This is a genomic window from Pedobacter nyackensis, assembly GCF_900176505.1.
Classification (GTDB): domain Bacteria; phylum Bacteroidota; class Bacteroidia; order Sphingobacteriales; family Sphingobacteriaceae; genus Pedobacter; species Pedobacter nyackensis.
Genome location: NZ_FWYB01000010.1, coordinates 1 through 23,025, shown reverse-complemented (window position 1 = coordinate 23,025; position 23,025 = coordinate 1). Strand labels below are relative to the sequence as shown.

Here is a 23,025-nt window from a genome sequence, read left to right as displayed (position 1 = left end):
AGCTGGCAAAGCATAAACCAAAAAAGCAGCCTGTATGATTATACAGGCTGCTTTTTTGGTTTATTAAGCACCTCGTCATTCCGGCGAAGGCTGGACCTCTCTTATAAAACCTATTTTGCTATAACCGTTTCCTTTGCCTGAATACCTACCATTTCGCTAGGTACACTTTCGTTTTTGAGCCGGTCTAAGGCAGTAACCACATAACTATATCGCTTACCTACCTCTACTTTTTTGTCTACAAAATTATAAAGATCTTCATAGGTAATCTTTATAATATTTTTCGCATCCAGCACTTCCACCTTCTCCCCTTCGCTAAATCTGTAAATCACGTAACCTGAAGCGGTTTCTCCATCTGTGGCTTTTAATGGCTTCTCCCAGTTCAAATGCACACCGTCTTCGATTGCTTCTGCAGCAAACTTAAGTGGTTGATTAGGCGCCACGCTGTCCAGCCATACCATTAGAGGAGGCAGAGCCGGATATTTATAGTAGTTATTTTTCAAAGTGTCTCCGAGTCCCCTAGCCACAGTAGAGAACGACTTGGAACTAAAAAATACGCTCCCTTGTATCAGGTTGCTATTTCTTATATGCTTGATCTGATCTGGGATCTGATTTGACAATGCCCAGGCAGCTTCCTTTTTTGTACTTCCGTTATGAATCAAATACGGCCCTTGTCCGATGTATAAATGTCTGCCGAAGGTATTATTAGTCCACCAGTCTACAATCGTCCCAAATGGCGCTACTTTGCGCGAGAAGCTAAAATAAACTTGAGGATTAATATAATCTACCCAACCTTCTTTAACCCATTTACGAGAATCGGCATAAAGTTCGGAGTAATTCGACAGGCCACTTGTTGCTGAACCCTCACTATCTTCTGCGCGATTTTTCCAGATACCGAAAGGACTCACGCCAAATTTCACATGCTTTTTATAGTGGTGAATACTATCATCCAACTGCTTAATCAGCAGATTTACATTGTTCCGGCGCCAATCGCCAATATCGGCAAAGCCATTCGCATATTTTCTAAATGTTGCCGCATCATTTATCGTTTGTCCGGATATCTTATATGGATAAAAATAGTCATCAAAATGAACTCCATCAATATCATAGCCTTTAACCACATCCAGAATCACCTGAACGATATATTCTCTCACTTCCGGGATACCAGGATCGAATTGCTTTTTACCACCGTATACGAAGAATAAATCAGGTCTTTTACGGGTCATATGCTCGGGACTAACAACCGAGTTAGCACTCATCGTTGCACGGTACGGATTAAACCAGGCATGGAGCTCCAATCCTCTGGAATGAGCCTCTTTAATCGCAAATGCTAAAGGATCATAACCCGGACTTGGTGCAAGCCCCTGTCTACCCATTAACCATTGGCTCCATGGCTCTCTGGATTTGGCATAAAATGCGTCTGCAGCTGGCCTGACCTGCAATATAATCGCATTCATACCGTTTGCTTTATGCTGGTCCAGCAATACAATTAACTCCTGTTTCTGCTGATCAATGCTCAAACCAGGCTTAGACGGCCAATCAATATTCGCAACAGTTGCAACCCATATACCCCTGAACTCTCTTTTTGGAGCAATTTTTGAGGTAAGCTGTGCTGTTAGGGAAATAGGAGTTATTAGTATTGATAATAGTGCATAGGTTAATATTTTAAACATCTTTTGTAATTAGTGGTGATTAAAATTGGTTTCATTTTGTTGTTTTGTGTGTACAGTAGCATAACTGAATCAAGCAATTAAACGATTTTTTTTTATGTCTCATATAATTTGAGTGTTTTTTTACCTTACTGTGCATTAAGCTATTTCTTTTTCTGTGTTTATTAGAACTGAAAAATGTCAAACCAAAACGATATAGTCAACAAAGGCGACCGCAACAAAATATACTTTTTAATTGTGGTAATCGCCGCTTTGCTTGGCACCAATGCCTATTTATACATTAAAGACGAGAAACAAAATGAGCGTTATATCTCTATCAGTACAGAGAAAGACAGGCTAAAACTCGAAGTTGAGAAAATTGAAGTAGAACTAGACAAAGCCAACAGCCTGAATTTAGTGTTAACCGGAAAACTTCAGGAAGAACAACAATCGGCAAGAGACAAAATCGCAGAACTAAAAGCAGCCTTACAAAAAGGAACCTTAACCCAGGAAAACCTGGTTGCAGCCCAGAAGGAAGTTCGCCAACTGCGTGAATTTGTCAATAGTTATAATGAACAAATACTTCGCTTAACGCAAGAGAATTTACAGCTTAAGTCGCAACGAGACAGTTTAAAACAGTTTGCTACAGCAGAAAGCATAAAGGCTGATCAACTGGCAAAAAAGAATGAAGAACTTAATATCAAAGTAAAAACAAGCGCTTCTTTAAAAGCCAACAATGTTGAAATTACCGCCTATAGAGTTAAAAGCAATGGTAAAAACATAGCTGTAACCCGAGCCGGTTCTGCAAAAAAATTAAGCGTTAAATTTAATATCGTACCTAACCAGCTGGCTGAAAAAAACTACCATAAAATCTATCTGCGCATATTCGATCCGGCAGGTAACCTGATTGCGGATGAGAACAACATGTTTGAGGCCGACGGTCAGGAAATGCAATACACTTCCTCTACTTCTATATCCTATAACGACGACAATACAACCTATACCATGGATTGGGTTAATCCCAATGAATTTATAAAAGGCGATTATTCCATCATCCTGTATACTGATGGCTTTACAATGGGTAAAGCTTCTATTACTTTAAGATAAGGGGAAGCTAAGGTAGAAGATGGTTCCTCCATCTTTTATAGACTTGAAATCCACTGTTCCCCCGGCATTTTCTACAGCTTGTTTCACAAATGCCAGCCCCAATCCGGTACCGGATGATTTTGTTGTAAAATTGGGCACGAAAATCTTATCCTGCAGATAAGCATCAATTCCTTTCCCATTGTCCTCAACTTCTATAAAAACATGCAATCCCTTAATTACAATTCTGATCTTAATGATACACTTATCATTGTCATTAGCCGCCTCAATACCATTTTTTAACAGGTTATTGAATGTCCGCAATAGCTGATCTTTATCACCAAGAACCATCACATCTATATTGGTATGGTTAAAGATATAAATCTCCACATCCTCGGTGTTTGTAAACACGTTTCTTGCCTGTTCAATAATTGGCAGCAGGGCTAGCTTTTCCAGTTTAGTATCAGGCATTTTCGCAAAATTGGAGAACTCAGAGGCGATGGTCGACAAGCTATCTATCTGCTCTATAAATGATTTAGTAAATCGTTCAAATTTCTTTTCAAAATTCGGGTCTTTTTCTTTCCATGATTTTTCAAGCAACTGGACACCTAGCTTCAATGGCGTTAAAGGATTCTTAATTTCATGTGCCACCTGTTTTGCCATCTCCCTCCAGGCACTCTCCCGTTCAGAACGCGCAAGTTTCGTTGCACTTTCATCAAGCGCTGCAATCATTTTATTGTATTCCTTAATTAAAGATCCGATCTCATCATGACGGGACCATACAATCGGTTGATTCTTTTGTCCCAGCTTAGTTTTTCTAATGCTGTCCTGGATAAACGTAAGCGGACTCGTAATTTGATTGGCCAGAAAGACAGCCAATATTCCAATCGCCACAAACACCAGGGCATAAATACTAATAAGGGTATTGATAAAGAGCCCAATTTTAGCCTGATAATCGGCCTCATTGCCATAATATGGCAAGCCGATATAGGCTATGGTTTTATTCTGCGCATCTCTTATAGGCGCATAAGCTGCTACATATTTAAAATCCCCGATCTGCTCCGAAGGGTTGATGTACTCAGATACCTGCTGCAATTTAAGATTGACATAGGCCATCGCCTCCATCTTTTTCCCTATAATACCAAAGTCGTATATTTTTGGCAAGGAGGTAAAGCGGACATTCCCGTCGGTATCAAAAAGGTTTAAGTAAGCCCCATTGATGTTCGCAAACTGATTAAAGTCGGCATTGGTTTGATCAGTTTCTTCCGGTATAGTGCCCGTGCTGAAAACTTGCTTTTCGTACGACAACTGTACCTTTCTGATCTTCTCTTTTATAAAATTCTCCTGCTGCTTACGGTATTCATCACGGATATAAAAATAGGTTGTCCAGCCAACAATCAACAATGTAGCTACCACAGACAGTACTATAGAGAACTGAATCCGGGTTTTATAAAGAATTTTATTAGCATTGATCATCAGCGACCGGTTGATGTTGAACCAGCCCCCCCAGCTTTGATCAATATTTTTAATCAACCAGATTAATGCATAAAGTGTAATCGAGAAAACAATAAACACCAAAAAGAAAAACGACAGGGTGGCCAGCCATACGATAAAAGAAATCCTTTCCTTACTGATTACAATAATTTTTGAACTGGCAGGCATATACACCAGGTGTGTGTATTTTAGCGTATCAGTAACGATTTTACCTTTCCCTACTTCACCATTAAAACCGGAGGCCGACAACTTATAAGTGTATTTACCGGATTGATTAACCAACTTCCCTGAGTTGTAAAACGCAAAAGAATAATCACTATAATCCTCTTCTCCTTTAACTTTACCTTCAACCAGAATTTCAGGTAGCTGGCTGTTGTAGTTGTACTGGGGAGATTTAAGATCTATCACCAGGGTTCCCAATATATGGTTGTCAACAAAAATAGGAATGATCCCAAAATAGTTCTGATAGCCGAAGGTATAATTCAAGCGGTAAAAGAACTTCGACTCGGGGACCTTAATAGAGCCCGATTTTACTAAATTCTTATAGTAGCTTAAGGAAACCTTACCATCACTGGATATCGTCGAATCCTGCCCGTTATATTCATATAGATTGTACTCATATTGAGTAAGGTAGCCGTCGAACAGGATTTTATTTACATGCTTTTCCAAGTCAAAGGTTCCACCAAGAATAGGTTGCTTAAAATACTCTGCTATAAATGCGTCACTGGAGACTGCTTTTTCAAGACCTTCAATCGCGCTGATGATTTTTGGATCCTCAGTATAACCCAGTTTTTGAGCTATGGTATAACGTTGACTCTCTTCCTTTGCATCTGTAAACGCTAAGTACTTCATAGAGGTGATAAACGCCAGACAGAAAAACAATGAGGCAAAAACGCCAATAGAGAAGCTACTGTTTCTTATATAGATATTCCAGCCCAAGATAAAAATAAACAGGGCATAGGCCATAAAAACCAGACTGAGGCCGGATTCTAACTGATATATAGCATAAATAAGGAAGCTTGAAAGGAATAGGATTAACCGCTCCTTATTGGTCACATTAAACTGCTGTGTAAGCTGCATGAATATGTTTCCAATCAGATAAACATTAAACCAAACCAAACATAAAATGAAGATACATGTCCAGCTAATCCAGCCCAGGTTAATGATATTAGTGATATTGAAATTGATTTTCGAATTGTTGATCAGACCGACAAACACCTGATCAAACAAAAAAGCCAATGCCGAAAAGGCAACCAACAAGAGCAGATGAAAAATCAGACCGCTTATTTTACTTTTTGCCAATCTGGCGGGCACCATATACTTGTCCCTGTAGGTATAAATAAATAAAACAACCCAGGTTATGGCGATTACGTTGAGTAGGAAATCTCCCAATGAAGGAAGTAAGAAGCTCTCTCCATATATGGTTGGACTAAATATCTGCAGGTTGAACTGGTGATTAAACCAGCCATATTCAAGATCAGTTATCCTTACCGTTACAAAAAACAGCATTAAAAGGACCGTTCCTCCGATAAGGTGCCCCTTTCTTACCAACCAGGCACAAAAGGAATTAAAGAACAAACAAAAACTGAATAAGCCCACTACCCAAAGCCAGACTTCCAGCGTCCCAAAAATGCTTTTAGTATACCCCTGTTTCAACTTAACTTCAAACAGCAGTTCTCCTTTACTGTTTTTAATCGGATAAACCTCAAGATCGTTATAAGTGGCCAGCGACAGGGAGTTCGAGGGGGATAGATACTTCGAAATGGTATTTTCGAGGTAGTGATTCTGGATATCAAAGAGGCTCTTCACTTCAATCAAAAAAATAAGGGTATAATCACCCGAAGTTTTCTTGATCAGCTCATAGGAGCCATTACGGAGCTCAATAAAAGAAGATCCTTCCTTTATCGACTCCGGGTTAGGGGGAAAGACATTAAATGAGCTCCAGAACTTGAGCGCATTGTTCTTATACACTAAAATATTAATGCCTTTATCGCAATAGGTTTTAATAAAGATTGAGCTATTTTTTTCGCTCTGATCGAACTTTTTAGCCTTTTCTATCTGCTTTGCGTCCGAAAGAAAGTCGTATATGGTATGCTCCTTGACAATAAGGTTTTCCTGAAGTTTGCGTGCATCATAACGCAACAATTCCTTTTTGGTAATGGAATGGTTTAAGGATAAAGCAGTAATAATACAACAAGCGCCCAGTATTAATAAAAGAAATCTGATTTTACCTCTTATACTCACGCTTGTTGTATTTTTATGATTTTATAAATTACACAGAAGTAGCAGAACTGGTAGGCATTGCTCTGTTGACTTTCTTAACCAGGCCTTGTAACACATTTCCCGGGCCAACTTCAACAAATTCAGTTGCTCCGTCAGCAATCATGCGTTCAATTGTCTGCGTCCACTTCACTGCGCCCGTTAATTGGGTGATCAAGTTTTCTTTTATTTTCTGAGGATCTGTATTCGGTACCGGATCAACATTCTGATAAATAGGACACACCGGTGATAGAACAGTTACTTTTTCTATCGCTTCCTGAAGCTCTAATCTTGCAGGCTCCATTAATGGCGAGTGGAATGCACCACCAACATTAAGTTTCAAAGCGCGTTTTGCTCCTGCTTCAGTTAATTTCTGACAAGCAATATCAACTCCTTCGATACTTCCTGAAATAACAATTTGTCCCGGGCAGTTATAATTCGCGGCAACAACTACCTCAGGAATCTCTTTGCATATGTTTTCAACGATTTCATCAGCCAATCCAAGGATTGCAGCCATCGTTGAAGGTTGTAACTCACAAGCTTTCTGCATTGCATTTGCACGCGTAATAACCAGTCTTAAGCCATCTTCGAATGACAAAGCTGAAGCCGCAACAAGTGCCGAAAACTCACCTAATGAGTGACCAGCTACCATATCCGGTTTAAAACTATCACCTAAAGTTTTTGCTAATATTACAGAATGAAGAAATATAGCAGGTTGGGTAACCTTAGTTTGTTTCAATTCTTCGTCGCTACCAGAGAACATGATATCGCTAATGCGGAAACCGATGATTTCATTGGCCCGCTCAAACAACGATTTTGCTACTTCATTTTCGTAAAGTTCTTTACCCATGCCCGAAAATTGAGCACCCTGTCCTGGAAATATATATGCTTTCATCTATTTATTTTATGGTTAAAGATTAAGGAGCAAGAATTAAAGACCTTGCTCTTTAACCTGTTTTTATTCTTATGATTAAAGATTAATCCTGAATTCTAATGCAAATTAGCTGTGATCAGTCTTAAAAACTCTGCTCTGGTTTTATCTTTAGCAAATTCTCCTGTAAAAGCAGAAGTGGTTGTAACAGAGTTTTGCTTCTGTATACCCCTCATCGCCATACATAAATGCTTGCATTCAATCACAACAGCAACACCGGCAGGCATTAATGTATCCTGAATACAATCTCTGATCTCATTAGTTAAACGCTCCTGCACTTGTAATCTTCGGGCAAATGCATCAACAATACGCGGTATTTTGCTTAATCCAACAATGTGTCCATTTGGGATATAGGCAACATGTGCTTTACCAAAAAATGGAAGCATATGATGCTCGCACATAGAGAAAACCTCTATATCCTTCACCACTACCATCTGGCTGTAATCTTCTTTAAACATCGCAGAGCGTAATATCTCTGCCGGGTTAAGGTCATACCCATGTGTAAGATATTGTAACGCCTTAGCTACGCGCTCCGGAGTTTTGATCAACCCCTCGCGACTTGGGTCTTCACCAAGCTGACCCAGGATATCTTTATAATGATGTGCTACTGAAGCGATTTTGCTCTCGTTATAACGGTCTATTTTAATGTACCCGTTATCCTCTTCCTCATCTAAATAATTGGTATGATTGTCCATATATACTGTTAGTGACCGAAATATTCAACAAAGTTGTTTTCAGTCTCGTAAATTTTTATGCTGTGTAATTGCGCGCCCGACTCTGCAATCAGATCAACCAGTTGATCCCAGATGGCGATAGCCAGATTCTCTGTTGATGCAAGTTTATCTTTCATAAAATCAACATCAAGATTCAGGTTTTTATGGTCAATTTTTTCAACTACATGCGTATTGGTAATATCCTTAAGCCATTTCAGATCGACCAGGAACCCAGTTTCAGGATTAATTTCTCCTTTTACTGTTACATATAATTGATAATTATGACCGTGCCAGTTTGGATTAGCACACTTGCCGTAAACTTCAGTATTTTTATCCTCCGTCCAATCTGGTCTGGATAATTTATGCGCAGCATTAAATGATGCTTTTCTGGTTATATAAATCATTCTCTGTTATATTATTGACAAATATACGCAGAAAGCTTAAAGTAGAAAGGTTAAATATCTAACTTAGCTATCATGAAGATTCTTTTGGTTGCCGCCACAAGGGCAGAAATAGCTTTATTAATTGCACACTTCGATTTACCCGAGCAGGATTTTATTAGAACAAAAGACTTTGATTTACTGATTACGGGAGTAGGCATGACCGCTACAGCTTTTGCCCTGGGGAAGCACCTGAAGGGAAACTACAACCTGGTTTTAAACCTCGGTATTGCAGGCTCTTTTGACCATACAACACCTCTGGGAACCCTGATCAATGTTACCACCGATGAGTTTGCCGAGCTTGGCGCTGAAAATGGAGACACCTTTTTAAGTATTGATGAACTGGGTTTTGGCAAAGCCAGGTACACCGCGAAAAACAACTTGCTGAGTGATGCCGTAAAAAAACTGCAAAAGGGTCATGGCATCACCGTAAACCGTGTGCACGGGAATGAAAATAGCATATCAAGGGTCGTTTCAAGGTTTAATCCTGCGATCGAAAGTATGGAAGGGGCTGCTGTACTTTACTGCTGCGACCAGGAATCAGTACCCTGCCTGCAAATCCGGAGCATATCCAACTATGTAGAACCTCGAAACAAAGACAGCTGGAAAATCGGCCTCGCCATAAAAAACCTGAACGACTGGGCGATTGGATTTTTGACAAATACATAACCAACCATTTTCTCTTAGTCGCTACCTTTACAAAATGAAATTAAGTCTTGGCTTCTCTCCCTGCCCTAACGATACATTTATCTTTGATGCCCTTATCCATCATAAAATTGACACTGAAGGTTTAGAATTTGAAGTCTTTTTTGACGACGTGGAAACATTGAACCAAAAAGCTTTTAGAGGGGAGTTAGATGTCACGAAACTCAGTTTTCATGCATTTGCCTATGTCCACGAACAGTATGCATTGCTGGATTCAGGGAGTGCCCTGGGTTTTGGAGTTGGTCCCCTACTCATCTGCCATGATGAAACTTTTGTTCATAAAAAGGATCAATTAAATGCCGCTCATAAAGTTGGCATACCCGGTCGTTATACTACTGCGAATTTTTTATTGGGCATTGCATTCCCCCATTTGACAGAAAAACAGGAAATGGTTTTCTCGGAAATAGAAAGCGCGCTATTGGAAGACCGGATTGACCTCGGGTTAATTATCCATGAAAACAGGTTTACCTATACAGAAAAGGGCTTGCACAAAATTATGGATCTGGGTAGCTATTGGGAAGAACAAACAGGCTGCGCTATTCCACTGGGCGGAATTGTAATCAACAGGAATCTGGATCAGGAAATCAAAGAGAAAGTAAACCGGTTGATTAAAGAATCAGTAGCGTTTGCCTTTGCAAATCCAAAGTCAGGCCTTGAGTTTATCAAACAACACGCACAGGAGATGAGCGAAGAAGTGATGTACAAGCACATTGAGCTATACGTAAACAAATACAGCATTGAACTCGGAAAAGAGGGCAGAAAAGCCATTGACGTGATGTTTACAATGGCTCAGGATAAGGGCTTGATCGCTCCTATTAAGCAGAATATATATTTAATCCCTTAGTTACACGGACCGTCCGGTATCTCTTTTGTTATTTTAACCACCTTAGTTACAACCATAGTGGAATCAAAATCGGCCGACATGCTTAGGCTGTCGGATTTTATGGTATGACATTCCACCTCTATGTATACAGGCTCGTAGGGTTTTTCAAAGTTGAAATTGCTGTAAGCCAATTCAAGTGTTTTGGCACTATCAGCAACCCAGTACTCATTTCCCTCTTCACAGTCTGTAAACGATTTTAGTTCGGGACCAAAACTGTACAGACCTTTCATTACACGTGTAGTCCTGTCTTTTACCTCTTCAGGCCTTGAATTACATCCTACTATTGCAATGAAAATTGCTATGATTAAAAATAATGGGCTTTTAAATATATTCATGTTTCTAGAGATCTTGATTTAAGTGATTTATTTTCTTCACGCTCAGATTAGATGACAAAGCTGATGCCATAAAAGAAAAAACACTTACGGTTAAAAATACAAGTAAAAAATCTTTCCATTTCAATGCAACAGGATAAGCACTGGTAATCACAAGGTTATCCTGAGACATTTTTACCAATCCAAATTTTTGCTGCAGCAAACAAAAGACCAATCCGACAACTAAACCGGATATACATCCGGCCATAGTAATCATCATTCCTTCAAAGAGGAAAATACGCTTAATGAGCTTCCTTCCGGCGCCGAGACTGCTTAGGATAGCGATATCCTTCAGCTTATCAATAACCAGCATCGTTAAAGAGCCTATGATGTTAAATATAGCAATAATCAATATAAAGGTCAGAATAATATAAACTGCCCATTTTTCGCTTCCTAAAATATTATACAGCACTTTATTTTGCTGTATCCTGTCCTTTATCTCAAAGTCCTTGCCGATTTTGTTTTCAATTTCAGCTTTAAATTTATCGGCATCCACACCATTTTGCAGATTAATCTCAATAGACGAGATTTTAACCGGCTCATCCAGCAGCTTTCTTGCAAATCTTAAAGGAACGATAGCCAGATTATCAAAATCCTGCTGAACCTCAAAAACACCGGAAACCGGAATAGAAAGGATGGTAAAATCATCTGCCGGATTAATGGACCCGCTATGGTTATTCTTCTTTTTAGGTGAAAAAACCTGCAATGGGTTAAAAGGATCGGTTGTATTAACCATCAAAAACGTCTGAATAGCGGAACCGATAACAGCATAATTCAAGCTTTGATTTTCAAGCTTAAACGCTCCATCAATCGTAATGCTATCCAGGCTCTTATTTTTTAAGTAATCTGTACTCACACCTTTTACCAAGCCCACCGACTGCTTTTCATTGTACCTTAAAAGTGCATTTTCAGAAAGGACCTCAGTATAAGAATAAATCCCCTTTTCCTTTTTCAAGTCATTAAAATAGGCTGTATTGGGATCGAATGTTTTTCCCTGAACCGGCGAGATTACAATTTGCGGCGTAATGGTATTGAACATTTTTAACACCACCTCTTCAAAACCATTAAATACCGAGAGTATAATGATCAAAGCGGCACTACCTACAAAAACACCTGCTACAGAAATTGTAGAGATGATGTTGATGGCATTGGTAGATTTTTTTGCAAAAAGATACCTGCGTGCTATATAAAATGGTGTATTCAATACTTTGTGTTATAATACCTATTGTAAAAAAGGATTGTGTTTTTTCTCAAAGCCTATAGTTGTAGATGGACCATGACCAGGGTAAACCCTGCAGTCATCAGGCAATATAAACAAGTTATTTTTGATACTATTGATTAATTGCGAATGGTTTCCTCCTGGAAGATCTGTCCTGCCAATGCTCGTGTAAAACAACACATCTCCACCAATCAGGAAGTTATCCGCAGCAGCATAAAAACACAAATGCGCCGGGGAATGTCCTGGTGCAAAAATAAGTTCCAGCTGACTGTTACCAAAGCTCACTTTACCTGATTCCGGCAAAAACACTTCTGGCTCAGGAGATAGCTCATAATGCAAGCCCATTTGTGGCACATATCCCGGAATGGCCTGCAAAATATACAATTCGCCTTTATGGAACTGAGGTTTCAAACCCCATTGGTCGTACACAAACTTATTACCAAAAACATGATCGTAATGACAATGCGTATTTAGTAAAAGCACAGGCTTTAACCCATGTTCTTTGATAAAATTAACCACTTCATTCTGTTCTCCAGCATCGTACATTCCCGGGTCAATGATTGCGCATTCGCCCGTTTCATCAAACAGAATATAAGTGTTTTCCCTTACAGGATTAAAAGTGAATTGTTTAATACTTATCATAGGATGTATCGATATTTAAAATTAGTTTTTCCATTTAAAAGTACTGATCATCCGGTCGAGATCTTTTTTAATAAAGTTAACCACCGGTTGAATCGAATCATATTGAGGTCTTTCATTGAAATACAATGCCGCCCTAAAATAATGTTTTGTACTATCCGTTAAAAAGAACTGGACTGAAGAAGCTGTATTTCCTTCAATCGCATAGTAAACGCCATAAACCTTCTTTTCGGGGTAATTGATTATTTTTTGATCAATTGCGTTAGCCTTTACAGTATGTTTAAAAGCAAATGTTCTTGCATCCTCAACCAGATTTTCATACTCTTTTTTTGAAGTAACATCATAATAGGTCAGGTGTAACCGCCCATTAAATTGAGGGAATGCCAGGTTAAACCAACAAGGTTGGGTTCCGGCACTGCTATCGGCAACCAAATTGGCATAGCTGGGATACTCAAATGAAAAAGAGCAGCCTTTATCAAAACTCCGGTAAGATTTAGCCGGAAAATCTATCTTAAAAAAACCTCTTGGCTTTGGGGTATAACTATTGCTGTTACAGGCTGAAAATGCCAATATACACGCGCAGAAAAAAAGAAAGAAATATCTCTTCATTTTATGAATTCCAAATCTCCCAGGAACGTATGGCTTGCAAATGCAACATTTCAAGTCCGTTTTTTGTTTTTCCGCCCTTTTCCCTCACCTCTCTTAAAAAGATTGGCTCTTCGGGGTTATAAACCAGGTCGTAAGCAATATGCTGAGTTGTCAGGCATGCATAAGGTATCTCCGGATAAGTATCCACATTCGGCGACATGCCCAAAGGCGTCGTATTGATCAGCACGGTATATTCCTGAAGCAGTTTTTCATCAACGTCTGCATACAAAATACTGCTTTCAGAAGGCTTTCTGGTTACGACAAGGAAAGCAATATTTAACTTATTTAATACGTACTTTACAGCTTTAGCCGCTCCGCCATCGCCAAAAACCAAGGCTTTATGGTGATGAGGTTCTAACAAAGGCTTTAACGATTCCTCAAAGCCATAGGCATCCGTATTGTAGCCTTTAAGCCATTGCCCTGCACTATTCCTTGTTATTGAAATGCAGTTGACCGCTCCAATAGCGGTGGATGCTTCATCCATTTCATCTAAAAATGGCAAGACCTGCACCTTATAAGGAATGGTTACATTTATACCACAGAGATCCTGATCGGTTAGCAGTCCAGGGAATGCTCCGATCTCAGGTATGGGATACAATTCGTATTCACAATTGGCAATCTGCTCATCTCTAAACTTTTCCGTAAAGAACTTCTTTGAAAAAGAATGTGATAAGGGGTAGCCAATTAAACCAAATTTTCTCATTTCTCTATGCGGGTGGATTTACGGAACTATTTGTCCAGGTTTAAAAAATGATCAAAAGTATCACCTCTCAGGCCTAAACGAATGGTTTCCAAAGGAATTACTTCTGCCGGTGCAATGTTACCAATATTTACATTTGCGCCCAGTAATTTTATAAACCAAACCTGCTGTTCTTTTTGAGGGGCTTCCCAGATAATTGTTTCTTCAGGGATTTGGGTTAAGATTTCATCTACCAAACCTTCTCTAACCTCACCTGATCCTCTGTAAATACCTACATTTCCACCTTCTCTCGCTTCAGCAATAACTTTCCAAGATCCGGCTTCAATCTCCGCATTCATCAGCTTGATCCATTTATAAGGGGCAAATATTTTGGTTGCATCTTTAGAACCAACTTCAGAAATCACAGTAACCTGTTTCGACAACTTTTGAATGAATTCGCATTTTAGTTCATGCTCGATAGTAATAGAACCATCTGAAACCTCAGCGTACTCCATACCAAACTGATCCAGCACCCTGCAATAATCATCAAACTGATTACGTATGATAAATGCTTCGAATAGTGTCCCACCAAAGTAGGTTGGTATTCCAGCATCTCTGTATAGTTTCAGTTTCTCTTTAAGATTTGGTGTTACGAAGGAGGTTGCCCAGCCCAATTTCACGATATCAGTATGTGTTCCGGCTACTTCAATAAAATCTTCAGTCTGTCTTAAACTTAATCCTTTATCCATAACCATTGTAATTCCTTTATTACGTGGTTTTGCTGGACGCTCCGGTATATTATTCAATGGGTAATTCATAGGCCACAAAGGTGAAAAAAAAATAGAGAGTTTTTATCAGTACTTTCTAATAAAAGGCACAATACTATTTAATATACCTATTGATAACCTCGATAATTGAACTGTTATCTTGCAATTGAGGTAAATACTCAAACAAAATATAATGTTTTTCAGGGTCTGTAACTAAGGCTGTTTCAAGATACAAAAGGGCCTCACTATTCTTTCCAAGCGCAAATAGATACGCTACCATACGATAGTATAGCTCTGCAGCATCCGGATTATTCTTAATCGCATCCGAAATGGTTTCAGCAGCTTCCTTTAACTTCCCTTGCTCATACAATACCGTAGAAAAATCAAGCCATGCCTCCACATCTAATGGATTGTACTCTAAAACTTTATCATAAGCCTGAACAGATTCCTCTATCTGACCCAACTTATAATGAGCATCAGCCATAGCAAACCAAAAATCAGGATTCTCCCCATCCAGCTCAAGAGCCTTTCTGTAAAAATGCAAGGACTCAAAATAACGTTCCTCAAAGTTTAAGGTTACGCCAATCCCAAACCATGCATCGGCCATGCCTGGATCCATTTTTACGGATTTTTTGTAATATGACCTGGCCTCATCCATTTTCTCCAGCTTTTCATAGCATTCCCCGATTGCACAATAAGTATCTGCATTTGGTGGTTCATACTCGAAAGTCTGTTTATAAACTTCAATAGCCTCCATGTAGCGATCTAGCTGTACAAGCGCATTCCCTTTATTGTAATAAGCAGAAGCAAAATTATCCTTAATCAGAATCGCGTAATCGTAAGCATCAATGGCTTTTTCAAACAAATCCAATTTATGATAAGAGTTAGCAAGATTGTACCATGCAGCATAAGAATATGGATCGTTATCGATATATTCCTGGTAAAACTGGATACTTTCTTCCTGTTTATCCAAAATATCGTAACAAAAAGCCAGTTCATATAAACCGTCTTTATTTTCCATATTTTGTTCCAGACTTTGCTTAATGTAAACAATAGCATTTTCATAATCCAGCATATTCTGGTACACATATGCGATTTGCAGTAAAATCTCATCCGTTGTTTCAGCAAACTCCAATGCCTTCTGAAAATTATCCAGCGCTTCTGAATACCTTTCAAGGCTATTATAAATATTTCCCCTTAAAACGTAAATCTCGGCCTCCGAAGCTTCCAGCATTTCTGCCTTTTGTAACGATAGAAATGACCGTTCAATTTGATCGGTAATAAAAAGCAATTGTGCCTGCTTAATCAGAAAAACCACCGCGTATGGGTGCTGGTTAACCGCATATTCAATCACCTGCAAAGCCTTCACCGGATCGCTTTTCTCAATATAATAATCAATAATATTCTCAAAAGCCTGGGCATCAAAAAAGTATTGATCCTGATTGCGCAACATCTCTTCGTAACGCTCAACTGAACGTTGGGCATCATCACTAAAATCAAAATAAAATTCCTCTTCCATGTCTTGAATAATTAAAGAACAGCTCCCTCCTGGACTAAATACATTATAAGTTTACAAATATTATAGGAGGTATAAACGAAATAATTTTCAACATACGCACGTTTTAGCTGTTAAGTAACTGACTATATTAGTAATGCGAACGGTTCCCTGATCAGATTTATTTCACAAAAGAAAGCAACTTTATTCGAAATCAGGTAAAATTCAAGTCACGAAACCCATTTACCCCTCCTCACACACCTTTCTCATTACTTTTTGTTTATTGCTATACCTAACCAATATAACATGATGAACAATATCAGTACCGTTTTAAAGAATTTAGGCATTCTTAAACTAAATCCGGCCTTTAGCACCGGCAGCAATTGGGGTGCTACCTCAGGTGCAAAAACTTTAGACAGCTTTTCTCCTGTTGATGGAAAGAAAATTGCCAGTGTACAATTAGCAACTGACGAAGATTATGAAACTGTTATAAAAAAAGCAGCAGATGCTTTTCTTTTTTGGCGCAATTTTCCTGCCCCGAAAAGAGGGGAAATTGTTCGTCAATTTGGTGAAGCTTTACGCATGCACAAGGAAGATCTAGGGACCCTGGTATCCTATGAAATGGGCAAGAGCTTACAGGAAGGCTTTGGCGAAGTGCAGGAAATGATCGACATCTGTGATTTCGCCGTTGGTCTCTCGCGCCAGCTTTACGGTCTAACCATGCATTCCGAGCGCCCGAACCATCGGATGTACGAACAATGGCATCCAATGGGAATAGTAGCGATCATATCTGCCTTCAATTTCCCCGTAGCCGTCTGGAGCTGGAATACAGCATTAGCTTTAGTATGCGGAAATGTATGCGTCTGGAAACCTTCCTCAAAAACCCCACTTTGTGGAATTGCGTGTCAGCATATTATTGCAACGGTTCTTAAAAAGAACAACATGCCAGAGGGCATTAGCAATCTCCTGATCGGAAATTCAGTTGGCAACCTCATCAACAACGACAAACGCGTCCCTTTGGTTTCCTTCACAGGATCAACCCGTATCGGCCGCGTAGTTTCGGCATCTGTAGCCAGTAGATTTGGGAGAAGCATCCTGGAACTGGGAGGTAATAATGCCATCATCATTTCTAAAGATGCTGACCTCGAGATGTCTATCATTGGAGCCGTTTTTGGAGCCGTGGGTACTGCAGGACAACGCTGTACATCAACCAGACGATTAATTATCCATGAAGATATTTACGAAGCTTTTAAAAATAAGCTGGTTAAAGCCTATGGACAATTGCGTATTGGCGATCCATTAGATCAACACAACCATGTAGGTCCCTTAATCGATATTGCGGCTGTAGAGATGTATAGTCATGCTATAGATAAAGGTAAAAAAGAGGGTGCCAATTTTGTAGTAGAAGGCGGCATATTAAGTGGTGATGCCTATCAATCCGGCTGTTATGTAAAACCCTGCATTGCTGAAGTAGAAAACCACTATGAAATTGTGCAGGAAGAAACCTTTGCCCCTATTCTTTACCTGATAAAATATAAAACCTTAGCCGAGGCTATTGCTTTGCAAAATGGAGTTCCGCAGGGTTTATCGTCGGCCATTATGACCTTAAATCTGCGTGAAGCGGAGCAGTTTTTATCTGCAGCTGGCTCTGATTGCGGAATTGCTAATGTTAACATTGGTACATCGGGAGCAGAAATTGGTGGAGCTTTTGGTGGAGAGAAAGAGACGGGTGGAGGAAGAGAAAGCGGTTCAGATGCCTGGAAAGGATATATGCGCAGACAAACAAATACCATCAATTACTCAAACACACTTACTTTAGCTCAGGCTGTTAAATTTGATTTGTAACGAACAATATTAAAACAAGAAAAGGCCATAAAAAGGACGTGCTCTGGTCTTTTCTTGTTTATAAATGGCCCGGCTGTTTATTTCATTAAAGTTTCTGCCACATCAGCAATAACGGTGTCTTTTGGAATAACGATGGAATAACCTGTCAAGATCGCATCATCAAGAGATGTGTTTGTTGTTTTTAGCGCTACAAATTGATCCATTTTTAATCGTGCTACCCTACCTTTGGCCAGTGTATGATCTTTTGAAGATCCTTTTAATCTAAGTACTGCGTAGTCGTCAATTACTGTATACAAGCTGCTGATATCCCCGTTTACAAATGCTTTTGCATGATCTTTTACGAAAACCTGCATTGCATTCGATAAAAATTTACCTCTGGTAGTAACACTTACTTTCTGAGAAGCGTCAATTCGAACCAGATCTTTAACATATACAACGATATTGATCGGCTGCTCTTCATTAGAGTTAATGTATAGCTTATCTCCTTTTTGCACAATAGAAGTACGTTCCTTATTGTATTGCTCATATATAACTACGCGAGGTTTATTCGACTGAACCAGCTCAACTTTTGCATTACCGGTTAGGATCACTTTATTAAAATCAATTCCTACCGATATAGCAGAAGGATTGGTGTTTTTATCAGCTGCGACTGAAGCAAATGCTGTTGATAAGAAGATTGCTGTTAAAGCTGAGGCGAATAATGTTTTTACTGAAGTTTTCATGTTTTTAGGCTTTTAAATTGGTTAAAATCTTTACATATAAGTCGATCAAAACGCCAAAACGTTACAGAACTTTTAATGCTTTTAGGCAACATCTATGTAATAGCCGACCAACAGCCAAAATTTTTCGACGAACAGAAATAAAAAACAAGTAATAATTAGCGCATTTTATTTGAAAGCATATCAATTTGATGTAAGTTTAAAGCTTTTTAAATCCATACCTTCTGATTGTTTTAATCAATTGCCAATGTTACGCGTCGATAGCTCCAAACCCTGCAAAATTGTATATTCCATATGTAAACATGCGTATTTTGGTTATTTAATTGAACCACATATTGTTCAGCTAAACCCACAGGGAGATTTCTCGCTTACTTATCAGCGCATTTTTTCTCATACGGCAAAAGAATTTGCTAAGCACCTAACAGAAATCGACTTTAAACTCATTAAAATACTTGATGAGACAGAGCAGGATTATATCATCAAAAAATATCACAAAAAAGTAATCAGACCGGCAGAGTTCTTCGGTAAGTTTTTCAACGAGAAATTTTATGAAAGCGTCCGCCCAAAGATTGAAAAAAGGCTTTCCGAAGTTTTAGAGATACTGAAACAAATAGGCTCATTATATCTGATGGATAAAGATGGCTGGCCTGCAGAAAGAAAAATCGAGATTGCAACTGAACCTTCTACTGTACTCTTCCATTTCAGAAGAAGTGAAAATGAAACCCGTTATTTCCCTACAATAAAGTATCAGGGATTGCGCATTGACTTTATGTTTAAAGATGCGCAGGTGATCAGCAATCAACCAGCATGGTTATTACTCAATGATATGCTCTACTTTTTTGAGCAGGATATTGAAGGCAAAAAACTAATGCCTTTTTTAAATAAACGATTCATTACCATTCCAAAATCTGCTGAGGAAACCTATTTTGGAAAATTCGTAGCCCCGCTGATAGAAAAATACCATGTGTATGCTGAAGGATTTGATATCAAAACCGAAAAGTACGAACCAACAGCTATTATTAAAGTAATTTATGTAGATGCAGGTATCTCTCAACTGCAATTGCACTTTAAATATGGCGAGCATGTTTTTGCCATGGGGAACGACAAGAAAGTAACGGTTCACTTGCACAAAGAGGGCGACAACTACGTCTTTACCCGTATTAAGAGAGATGTAACCTGGGAAAAACAAAAATTCAATTACCTGTTGGGGCTAGGGCTCAAAAAAACAAGTGCCCTCTATTATCATCTGGAAGTATCCGTTGATCCGGAGGAAGATCAATCCTACGCTGCCATCAACTGGGTTAACGAACATTTGGAGCAACTAGAAAGTGAAAGCTTTGAGATTGAGCAACACCGTGGAACCAAACGATTCCTATTTGCGGTAAATAAAATCAGCTTTGAAATCAAAGAAGATAACGACTGGTTTGACATCAATGCCATTGTTTATTTTGGCAATCACCCCATACCATTTATCTCTTTAAAGCAACATATCCTTCATAAAAAAAGAGAATTCACCTTACCCGACGGATCAATAGCCATCATACCTGATAAATGGTTCACGCAATATGGAAGTCTGTTTAGCCTGTCTGACGGAGGAAAGGGGCTTAAGCTTAAAAAACATCATATTGGACTAATCAATGAGTTGGCTGAAGACGGCATTGCCAACATCACCCTAAGTCGCAAGCTCCAGAAACTGAACGATTTTGAGAACATTGCCGACACTCAGATGCCTGTTAACTTTAAAGGTGACTTGCGGAGTTATCAAAAAGCGGGTTACAATTGGTTCAGCTTCTTAAGAGAATATCATTTTGGTGGCTGCCTGGCCGATGATATGGGTTTGGGAAAAACCATTCAAACCCTGGCGATGTTACAAAAGCTCAAAGAAGAGGATCAGGAAAATGAAACACACAGCACCTCTTTAATCGTGATGCCTACTTCGTTGATCTACAACTGGCTAAATGAGGCAAAAAAATTTACGCCAAAGCTCAAGATTCATGCCCATACCGGGACAACCAGAAACAAAGACATTAGCCGCTTTTCCAATTATGACATCATCATCACTACATATGGCATTACCCGTGTAGATATTGATTCACTCAAGGACTTTTACTTTAGTTATATCATTCTTGATGAGAGTCAGAACATTAAAAACCCTTCATCAAAATCATTCAAAGCAGTAAGAGCCCTTAAATCAAAGCATAAATTAATCCTGAGTGGTACGCCGGTAGAGAACTCTGTTAGTGATCTCTGGACGCAACTCACCTTTCTCAACCCCGGGTTACTGGGCACACAAGCCTTCTTTAATGAAGAATATGTACAGGCTATTGAAAAGAAAAAAGACGAGGAGAAAGCCCGAAAACTGCAAGCCATTATCAAACCCTTTGTGTTGCGCCGTACAAAAGAACAGGTAGCGAATGAACTTCCATCCAAAACGGAACAGATCTTTTATTGTAACATGAGCGAAGATCAGGCCGCTTATTATGAGAAAACCAAATCAGCTTATAGGAACGACCTGCTTAATAGCATGGATGATGGGACTTATGCAAAAAAACAAGTGCAAATTTTACAGGGACTTACCGCCCTGCGCCAGCTGGCTAATCATCCCGTGATGATCGATCACAACTATACTTCCGATTCAGGTAAATTTGAAAACGTAGTTCATACCCTGGACAATGTGCTTAAAGGGGGGCATAAAGTGCTTATATTCTCGCAGTTTGTTAAGCATCTGGCTATTTTCAAACAATACCTCGACCAGGAAAAAATTCCTTTTGCCTATCTTGATGGTGCAACTAAAAACCGTGGGGAGATTGTAGCAGAATTTCAGAAAAACACAGAATTAAAAGTTTTCTTAATCTCGATAAAAGCTGGCGGTGTGGGCTTAAACTTAACGCAGGCTGACTATGTGTTCATTCTTGACCCATGGTGGAATCCTGCTGTAGAACAACAGGCTATCGACCGAACACACAGGATCGGGCAAGACAAAAAAGTATTTATCTATAAGTTTATTGCAAAGGATACCGTTGAGGAAAAGATTTTAGCACTTCAGAACCGTAAGAAAAGGCTTGCAAGCTCGCTGATCACTACCGAAGAGAGCTTCTTTAAGTCACTCAGTAAAGAGGATATTAGCGAACTACTGAAGTAGTGAGGGTGTAAAATAAACTGTGTCAAAATAGTTAATTGTTAACTTAGAGACACAGTTTATAAAATGAGAAAAGATGAGCAGCTCGATTATGAGCAAATGAAGCAAAAGGCCCTTGAGCAATTGCGTTCGGGCAAATCCTTGTACGGTAAGGACGGAGCTTTTGCTCCCTTACTAAAAAGCTTTTTAGACTCGGCATTAGAAGCGGAACTTGAAAGCCATTTAGATTCTGAGGAACGCCTTTCAGGCAACCGTAAAAACGGCAAGACCAGTAAAGAAGTACGTACTTCCTCCGGTACCATTACCATCGACACCCCAAGAGATCGGAGCTCTACCTTTGAGCCTGAGTTGATTCGCAAACGCGAGACTATTCTTGCAGAAAGTCTGGAGACTAAAATCATTGGTATGTATGGGCTTGGAATGAGCCTTAGGGATATTTCCAAACACATAAAGGATATGTACGATACAGATATCAGTCACAGCACTTTATCAGCCATTACAGACAAAATTATTCCAGAAGTAAAGGAATGGCAATCCCGTCCATTGGAGGATCTCTATACTATTGTATGGCTGGATGCGATGCATTACAAAGTCAAAGAGGATCATCGCATGATCTCACATGCAGTTTACAATATAATCGGCATAGATCGCCACGGTTATAAGACCCTTTTAGGAATGTATGTTTCTCAAAATGAAGGCGCCAATTTTTGGCTATCGGTGCTCACTGATTTACAGAACAGAGGGGTAAAAGATATTCTGATTGCCTGTATTGACAACCTGAATGGGTTTCCTGCTGCTATCAATACCGTATTTCCACAAACGGAAATCCAGACCTGCGTAGTACATCAGATCCGCAACAGCTTGAAATATGTAGCTTCAAAAGACCAAAAAGCATTTATGACCGATCTGAAGCCTGTTTATAAAGCTGATACACTTGAACAGGCAGAACTCAGATTGGATGATCTGGAGGCTAAATGGGGTAAGAAATATGAAAAAGTGATTGAATCCTGGAGGAATAATTGGTCAAAATTAACCAGCTATTTTCGATATGATGCTGCTGTACGCAGATTGATTTACACCACCAACACCATTGAAGGATTCCACCGACAGGTACGAAAGGTGACTAAAACAAAAGGAGCATTTACTTCTGATATGGCACTACTAAAACTAATTTACCTGGCACATAATAACATTAGCCAGAAGTGGACAATGCCATTGAGTAATTGGGGTATCACTGCGCAAAAACTTGCCATTTGGTTTCCTGATCGGATGGTATTAGATTTGAACTAAAATGAACAAGGCAGTAACTCTAATGAATCACCGCCTTGACACAGTTTATTTTACATACCC

General features: G+C 39.3%; 19 protein-coding genes. 6 read left to right on the top strand and 13 right to left on the bottom strand.

The window, feature by feature from the left end; all coding sequences use genetic code 11:
* Positions 1–110: 110 nt before the first annotated feature.
* The gene (locus tag B9A18_RS16950) at positions 111–1,670 is read right to left on the bottom strand and encodes a glycoside hydrolase family 10-like protein (RefSeq protein WP_084290744.1); all 1,560 of its coding nucleotides are present in this window, start codon (positions 1,668–1,670) and stop codon (positions 111–113) included.
* 174 nt (positions 1,671–1,844) lie between these two features.
* On the opposite strand from B9A18_RS16950, the gene B9A18_RS16945 reads away from it, so the two are divergent.
* The gene (locus tag B9A18_RS16945) at positions 1,845–2,753 is read left to right on the top strand and encodes a hypothetical protein (RefSeq protein ID WP_084290743.1); all 909 of its coding nucleotides are present in this window, start codon (positions 1,845–1,847) and stop codon (positions 2,751–2,753) included.
* Here the strand turns inward: B9A18_RS16945 and B9A18_RS16940 are convergent.
* From B9A18_RS16940 to B9A18_RS16925, 4 genes are all read right to left on the bottom strand, one after another.
* Positions 2,745–6,467, bottom strand: a complete 3,723-nt coding sequence (locus B9A18_RS16940; protein WP_235005355.1) for a sensor histidine kinase — start codon at positions 6,465–6,467, stop codon at positions 2,745–2,747. The two genes, B9A18_RS16945 and B9A18_RS16940, sit on opposite strands and share 9 nt — an antisense overlap.
* 28 nt (positions 6,468–6,495) lie before the next feature.
* Complete coding sequence (gene fabD / locus B9A18_RS16935) at positions 6,496–7,377, bottom strand: ACP S-malonyltransferase (protein WP_084290742.1); 882 nt, start codon at positions 7,375–7,377, stop codon at positions 6,496–6,498.
* A 95-nt stretch (positions 7,378–7,472) separates the two neighbouring features.
* Positions 7,473–8,108, bottom strand: coding sequence for a GTP cyclohydrolase I FolE (gene folE / locus B9A18_RS16930; protein WP_084290741.1), 636 nt, complete (start codon positions 8,106–8,108; stop codon positions 7,473–7,475).
* A gap of 8 nt (positions 8,109–8,116) precedes the next feature.
* The gene (locus B9A18_RS16925) at positions 8,117–8,530 is read right to left on the bottom strand and encodes a 6-pyruvoyl trahydropterin synthase family protein (protein ID WP_084290740.1); all 414 of its coding nucleotides are present in this window, start codon (positions 8,528–8,530) and stop codon (positions 8,117–8,119) included.
* A gap of 72 nt (positions 8,531–8,602) precedes the next feature.
* Here B9A18_RS16925 and mqnB point away from each other — a divergent pair, with 72 nt between their 5' ends.
* Together mqnB and B9A18_RS16915 are read left to right on the top strand one after the other, a co-directional pair.
* A complete protein-coding gene (gene mqnB, locus B9A18_RS16920) occupies positions 8,603–9,235 on the top strand; it encodes a futalosine hydrolase (protein ID WP_084290739.1) in 633 nt (210 codons plus the stop codon).
* 34 nt (positions 9,236–9,269) lie between these two features.
* Positions 9,270–10,115 (top strand): menaquinone biosynthesis family protein, encoded by an 846-nt coding sequence (locus B9A18_RS16915; protein ID WP_084290738.1) that lies wholly within the window; start codon positions 9,270–9,272, stop codon positions 10,113–10,115.
* Here the strand turns inward: B9A18_RS16915 and B9A18_RS16910 are convergent.
* The 7 genes from B9A18_RS16910 to B9A18_RS16880 form a co-directional block, all read right to left on the bottom strand.
* Positions 10,112–10,489 carry a hypothetical protein gene (locus B9A18_RS16910; RefSeq protein ID WP_084290737.1) on the bottom strand — a complete coding sequence of 126 codons (378 nt, stop codon included), beginning with the start codon at positions 10,487–10,489 and terminating at the stop codon, positions 10,112–10,114. The two genes, B9A18_RS16915 and B9A18_RS16910, sit on opposite strands and share 4 nt — an antisense overlap.
* 4 nt (positions 10,490–10,493) lie before the next feature.
* Positions 10,494–11,729: an ABC transporter permease gene (locus B9A18_RS16905; protein ID WP_084290736.1), complete on the bottom strand. Its 1,236-nt coding sequence runs from the start codon at positions 11,727–11,729 to the stop codon at positions 10,494–10,496.
* Positions 11,730–11,747: 18 nt separating this feature from the next.
* The gene (locus B9A18_RS16900) at positions 11,748–12,386 is read right to left on the bottom strand and encodes an MBL fold metallo-hydrolase (RefSeq protein ID WP_084290735.1); all 639 of its coding nucleotides are present in this window, start codon (positions 12,384–12,386) and stop codon (positions 11,748–11,750) included.
* Positions 12,387–12,407: 21 nt separating this feature from the next.
* A complete protein-coding gene (gldD, locus tag B9A18_RS16895; RefSeq protein WP_084290734.1) occupies positions 12,408–12,992 on the bottom strand; it encodes a gliding motility lipoprotein GldD in 585 nt (194 codons plus the stop codon).
* A gap of 1 nt (position 12,993) precedes the next feature.
* Positions 12,994–13,734 (bottom strand): shikimate dehydrogenase family protein, encoded by a 741-nt coding sequence (locus B9A18_RS16890; protein WP_084290733.1) that lies wholly within the window; start codon positions 13,732–13,734, stop codon positions 12,994–12,996.
* A 26-nt stretch (positions 13,735–13,760) separates the two neighbouring features.
* Positions 13,761–14,528, bottom strand: a complete 768-nt coding sequence (locus B9A18_RS16885) for a phosphosulfolactate synthase (protein WP_084290732.1) — start codon at positions 14,526–14,528, stop codon at positions 13,761–13,763.
* 64 nt (positions 14,529–14,592) lie between these two features.
* On the bottom strand, positions 14,593–15,996 hold the full coding sequence (locus tag B9A18_RS16880) for a tetratricopeptide repeat protein (RefSeq protein WP_084290731.1): 1,404 nt from the start codon (positions 15,994–15,996) through the stop codon (positions 14,593–14,595).
* A gap of 282 nt (positions 15,997–16,278) precedes the next feature.
* On the opposite strand from B9A18_RS16880, the gene amaB reads away from it, so the two are divergent.
* The gene (amaB, locus tag B9A18_RS16875) at positions 16,279–17,817 is read left to right on the top strand and encodes an L-piperidine-6-carboxylate dehydrogenase (protein WP_084290730.1); all 1,539 of its coding nucleotides are present in this window, start codon (positions 16,279–16,281) and stop codon (positions 17,815–17,817) included.
* Positions 17,818–17,894: 77 nt separating this feature from the next.
* Here the strand turns inward: amaB and B9A18_RS16870 are convergent, their stop codons facing one another.
* A complete protein-coding gene (locus B9A18_RS16870) occupies positions 17,895–18,539 on the bottom strand; it encodes a GIN domain-containing protein (RefSeq protein ID WP_084290729.1) in 645 nt (214 codons plus the stop codon).
* Positions 18,540–18,783: 244 nt separating this feature from the next.
* Here B9A18_RS16870 and B9A18_RS16865 point away from each other — a divergent pair, with 244 nt between their 5' ends.
* The gene (locus tag B9A18_RS16865; protein WP_084290728.1) at positions 18,784–21,678 is read left to right on the top strand and encodes an SNF2-related protein; all 2,895 of its coding nucleotides are present in this window, start codon (positions 18,784–18,786) and stop codon (positions 21,676–21,678) included.
* Between the two features lie 63 nt (positions 21,679–21,741).
* Positions 21,742–22,965: an IS256 family transposase gene (locus B9A18_RS16860; protein ID WP_084288746.1), complete on the top strand. Its 1,224-nt coding sequence runs from the start codon at positions 21,742–21,744 to the stop codon at positions 22,963–22,965.
* The last annotated feature ends 60 nt before the right edge of the window (positions 22,966–23,025 follow it).

Bases quoted from the DNA above. Each gene is read 5' to 3' on its own strand.
- gldD (WP_084290734.1), bottom strand. From the start codon at position 12,992: ATGAAGAGATATTTCTTTCTTTTTTTCTGCGCGTGTATATTGGCATTT.
- folE (WP_084290741.1), bottom strand. From the start codon at position 8,108: ATGGACAATCATACCAATTATTTAGATGAGGAAGAGGATAACGGGTAC.
- fabD (WP_084290742.1), bottom strand. From the start codon at position 7,377: ATGAAAGCATATATATTTCCAGGACAGGGTGCTCAATTTTCGGGCATG.
- mqnB (WP_084290739.1), top strand. From the start codon at position 8,603: ATGAAGATTCTTTTGGTTGCCGCCACAAGGGCAGAAATAGCTTTATTA.
- B9A18_RS16900 (WP_084290735.1), bottom strand. From the start codon at position 12,386: ATGATAAGTATTAAACAATTCACTTTTAATCCTGTAAGGGAAAACACT.
- B9A18_RS16885 (WP_084290732.1), bottom strand. From the start codon at position 14,528: ATGAATTACCCATTGAATAATATACCGGAGCGTCCAGCAAAACCACGT.
- B9A18_RS16880 (WP_084290731.1), bottom strand. From the start codon at position 15,996: ATGGAAGAGGAATTTTATTTTGATTTTAGTGATGATGCCCAACGTTCA.
- amaB (WP_084290730.1), top strand. From the start codon at position 16,279: ATGATGAACAATATCAGTACCGTTTTAAAGAATTTAGGCATTCTTAAA.
- B9A18_RS16950 (WP_084290744.1), bottom strand. From the start codon at position 1,670: ATGTTTAAAATATTAACCTATGCACTATTATCAATACTAATAACTCCT.
- B9A18_RS16925 (WP_084290740.1), bottom strand. From the start codon at position 8,530: ATGATTTATATAACCAGAAAAGCATCATTTAATGCTGCGCATAAATTA.
- B9A18_RS16915 (WP_084290738.1), top strand. From the start codon at position 9,270: ATGAAATTAAGTCTTGGCTTCTCTCCCTGCCCTAACGATACATTTATC.
- B9A18_RS16945 (WP_084290743.1), top strand. From the start codon at position 1,845: ATGTCAAACCAAAACGATATAGTCAACAAAGGCGACCGCAACAAAATA.
- B9A18_RS16865 (WP_084290728.1), top strand. From the start codon at position 18,784: ATGTTACGCGTCGATAGCTCCAAACCCTGCAAAATTGTATATTCCATA.
- B9A18_RS16910 (WP_084290737.1), bottom strand. From the start codon at position 10,489: ATGAATATATTTAAAAGCCCATTATTTTTAATCATAGCAATTTTCATT.
- B9A18_RS16870 (WP_084290729.1), bottom strand. From the start codon at position 18,539: ATGAAAACTTCAGTAAAAACATTATTCGCCTCAGCTTTAACAGCAATC.
- B9A18_RS16860 (WP_084288746.1), top strand. From the start codon at position 21,742: ATGAGAAAAGATGAGCAGCTCGATTATGAGCAAATGAAGCAAAAGGCC.
- B9A18_RS16890 (WP_084290733.1), bottom strand. From the start codon at position 13,734: ATGAGAAAATTTGGTTTAATTGGCTACCCCTTATCACATTCTTTTTCA.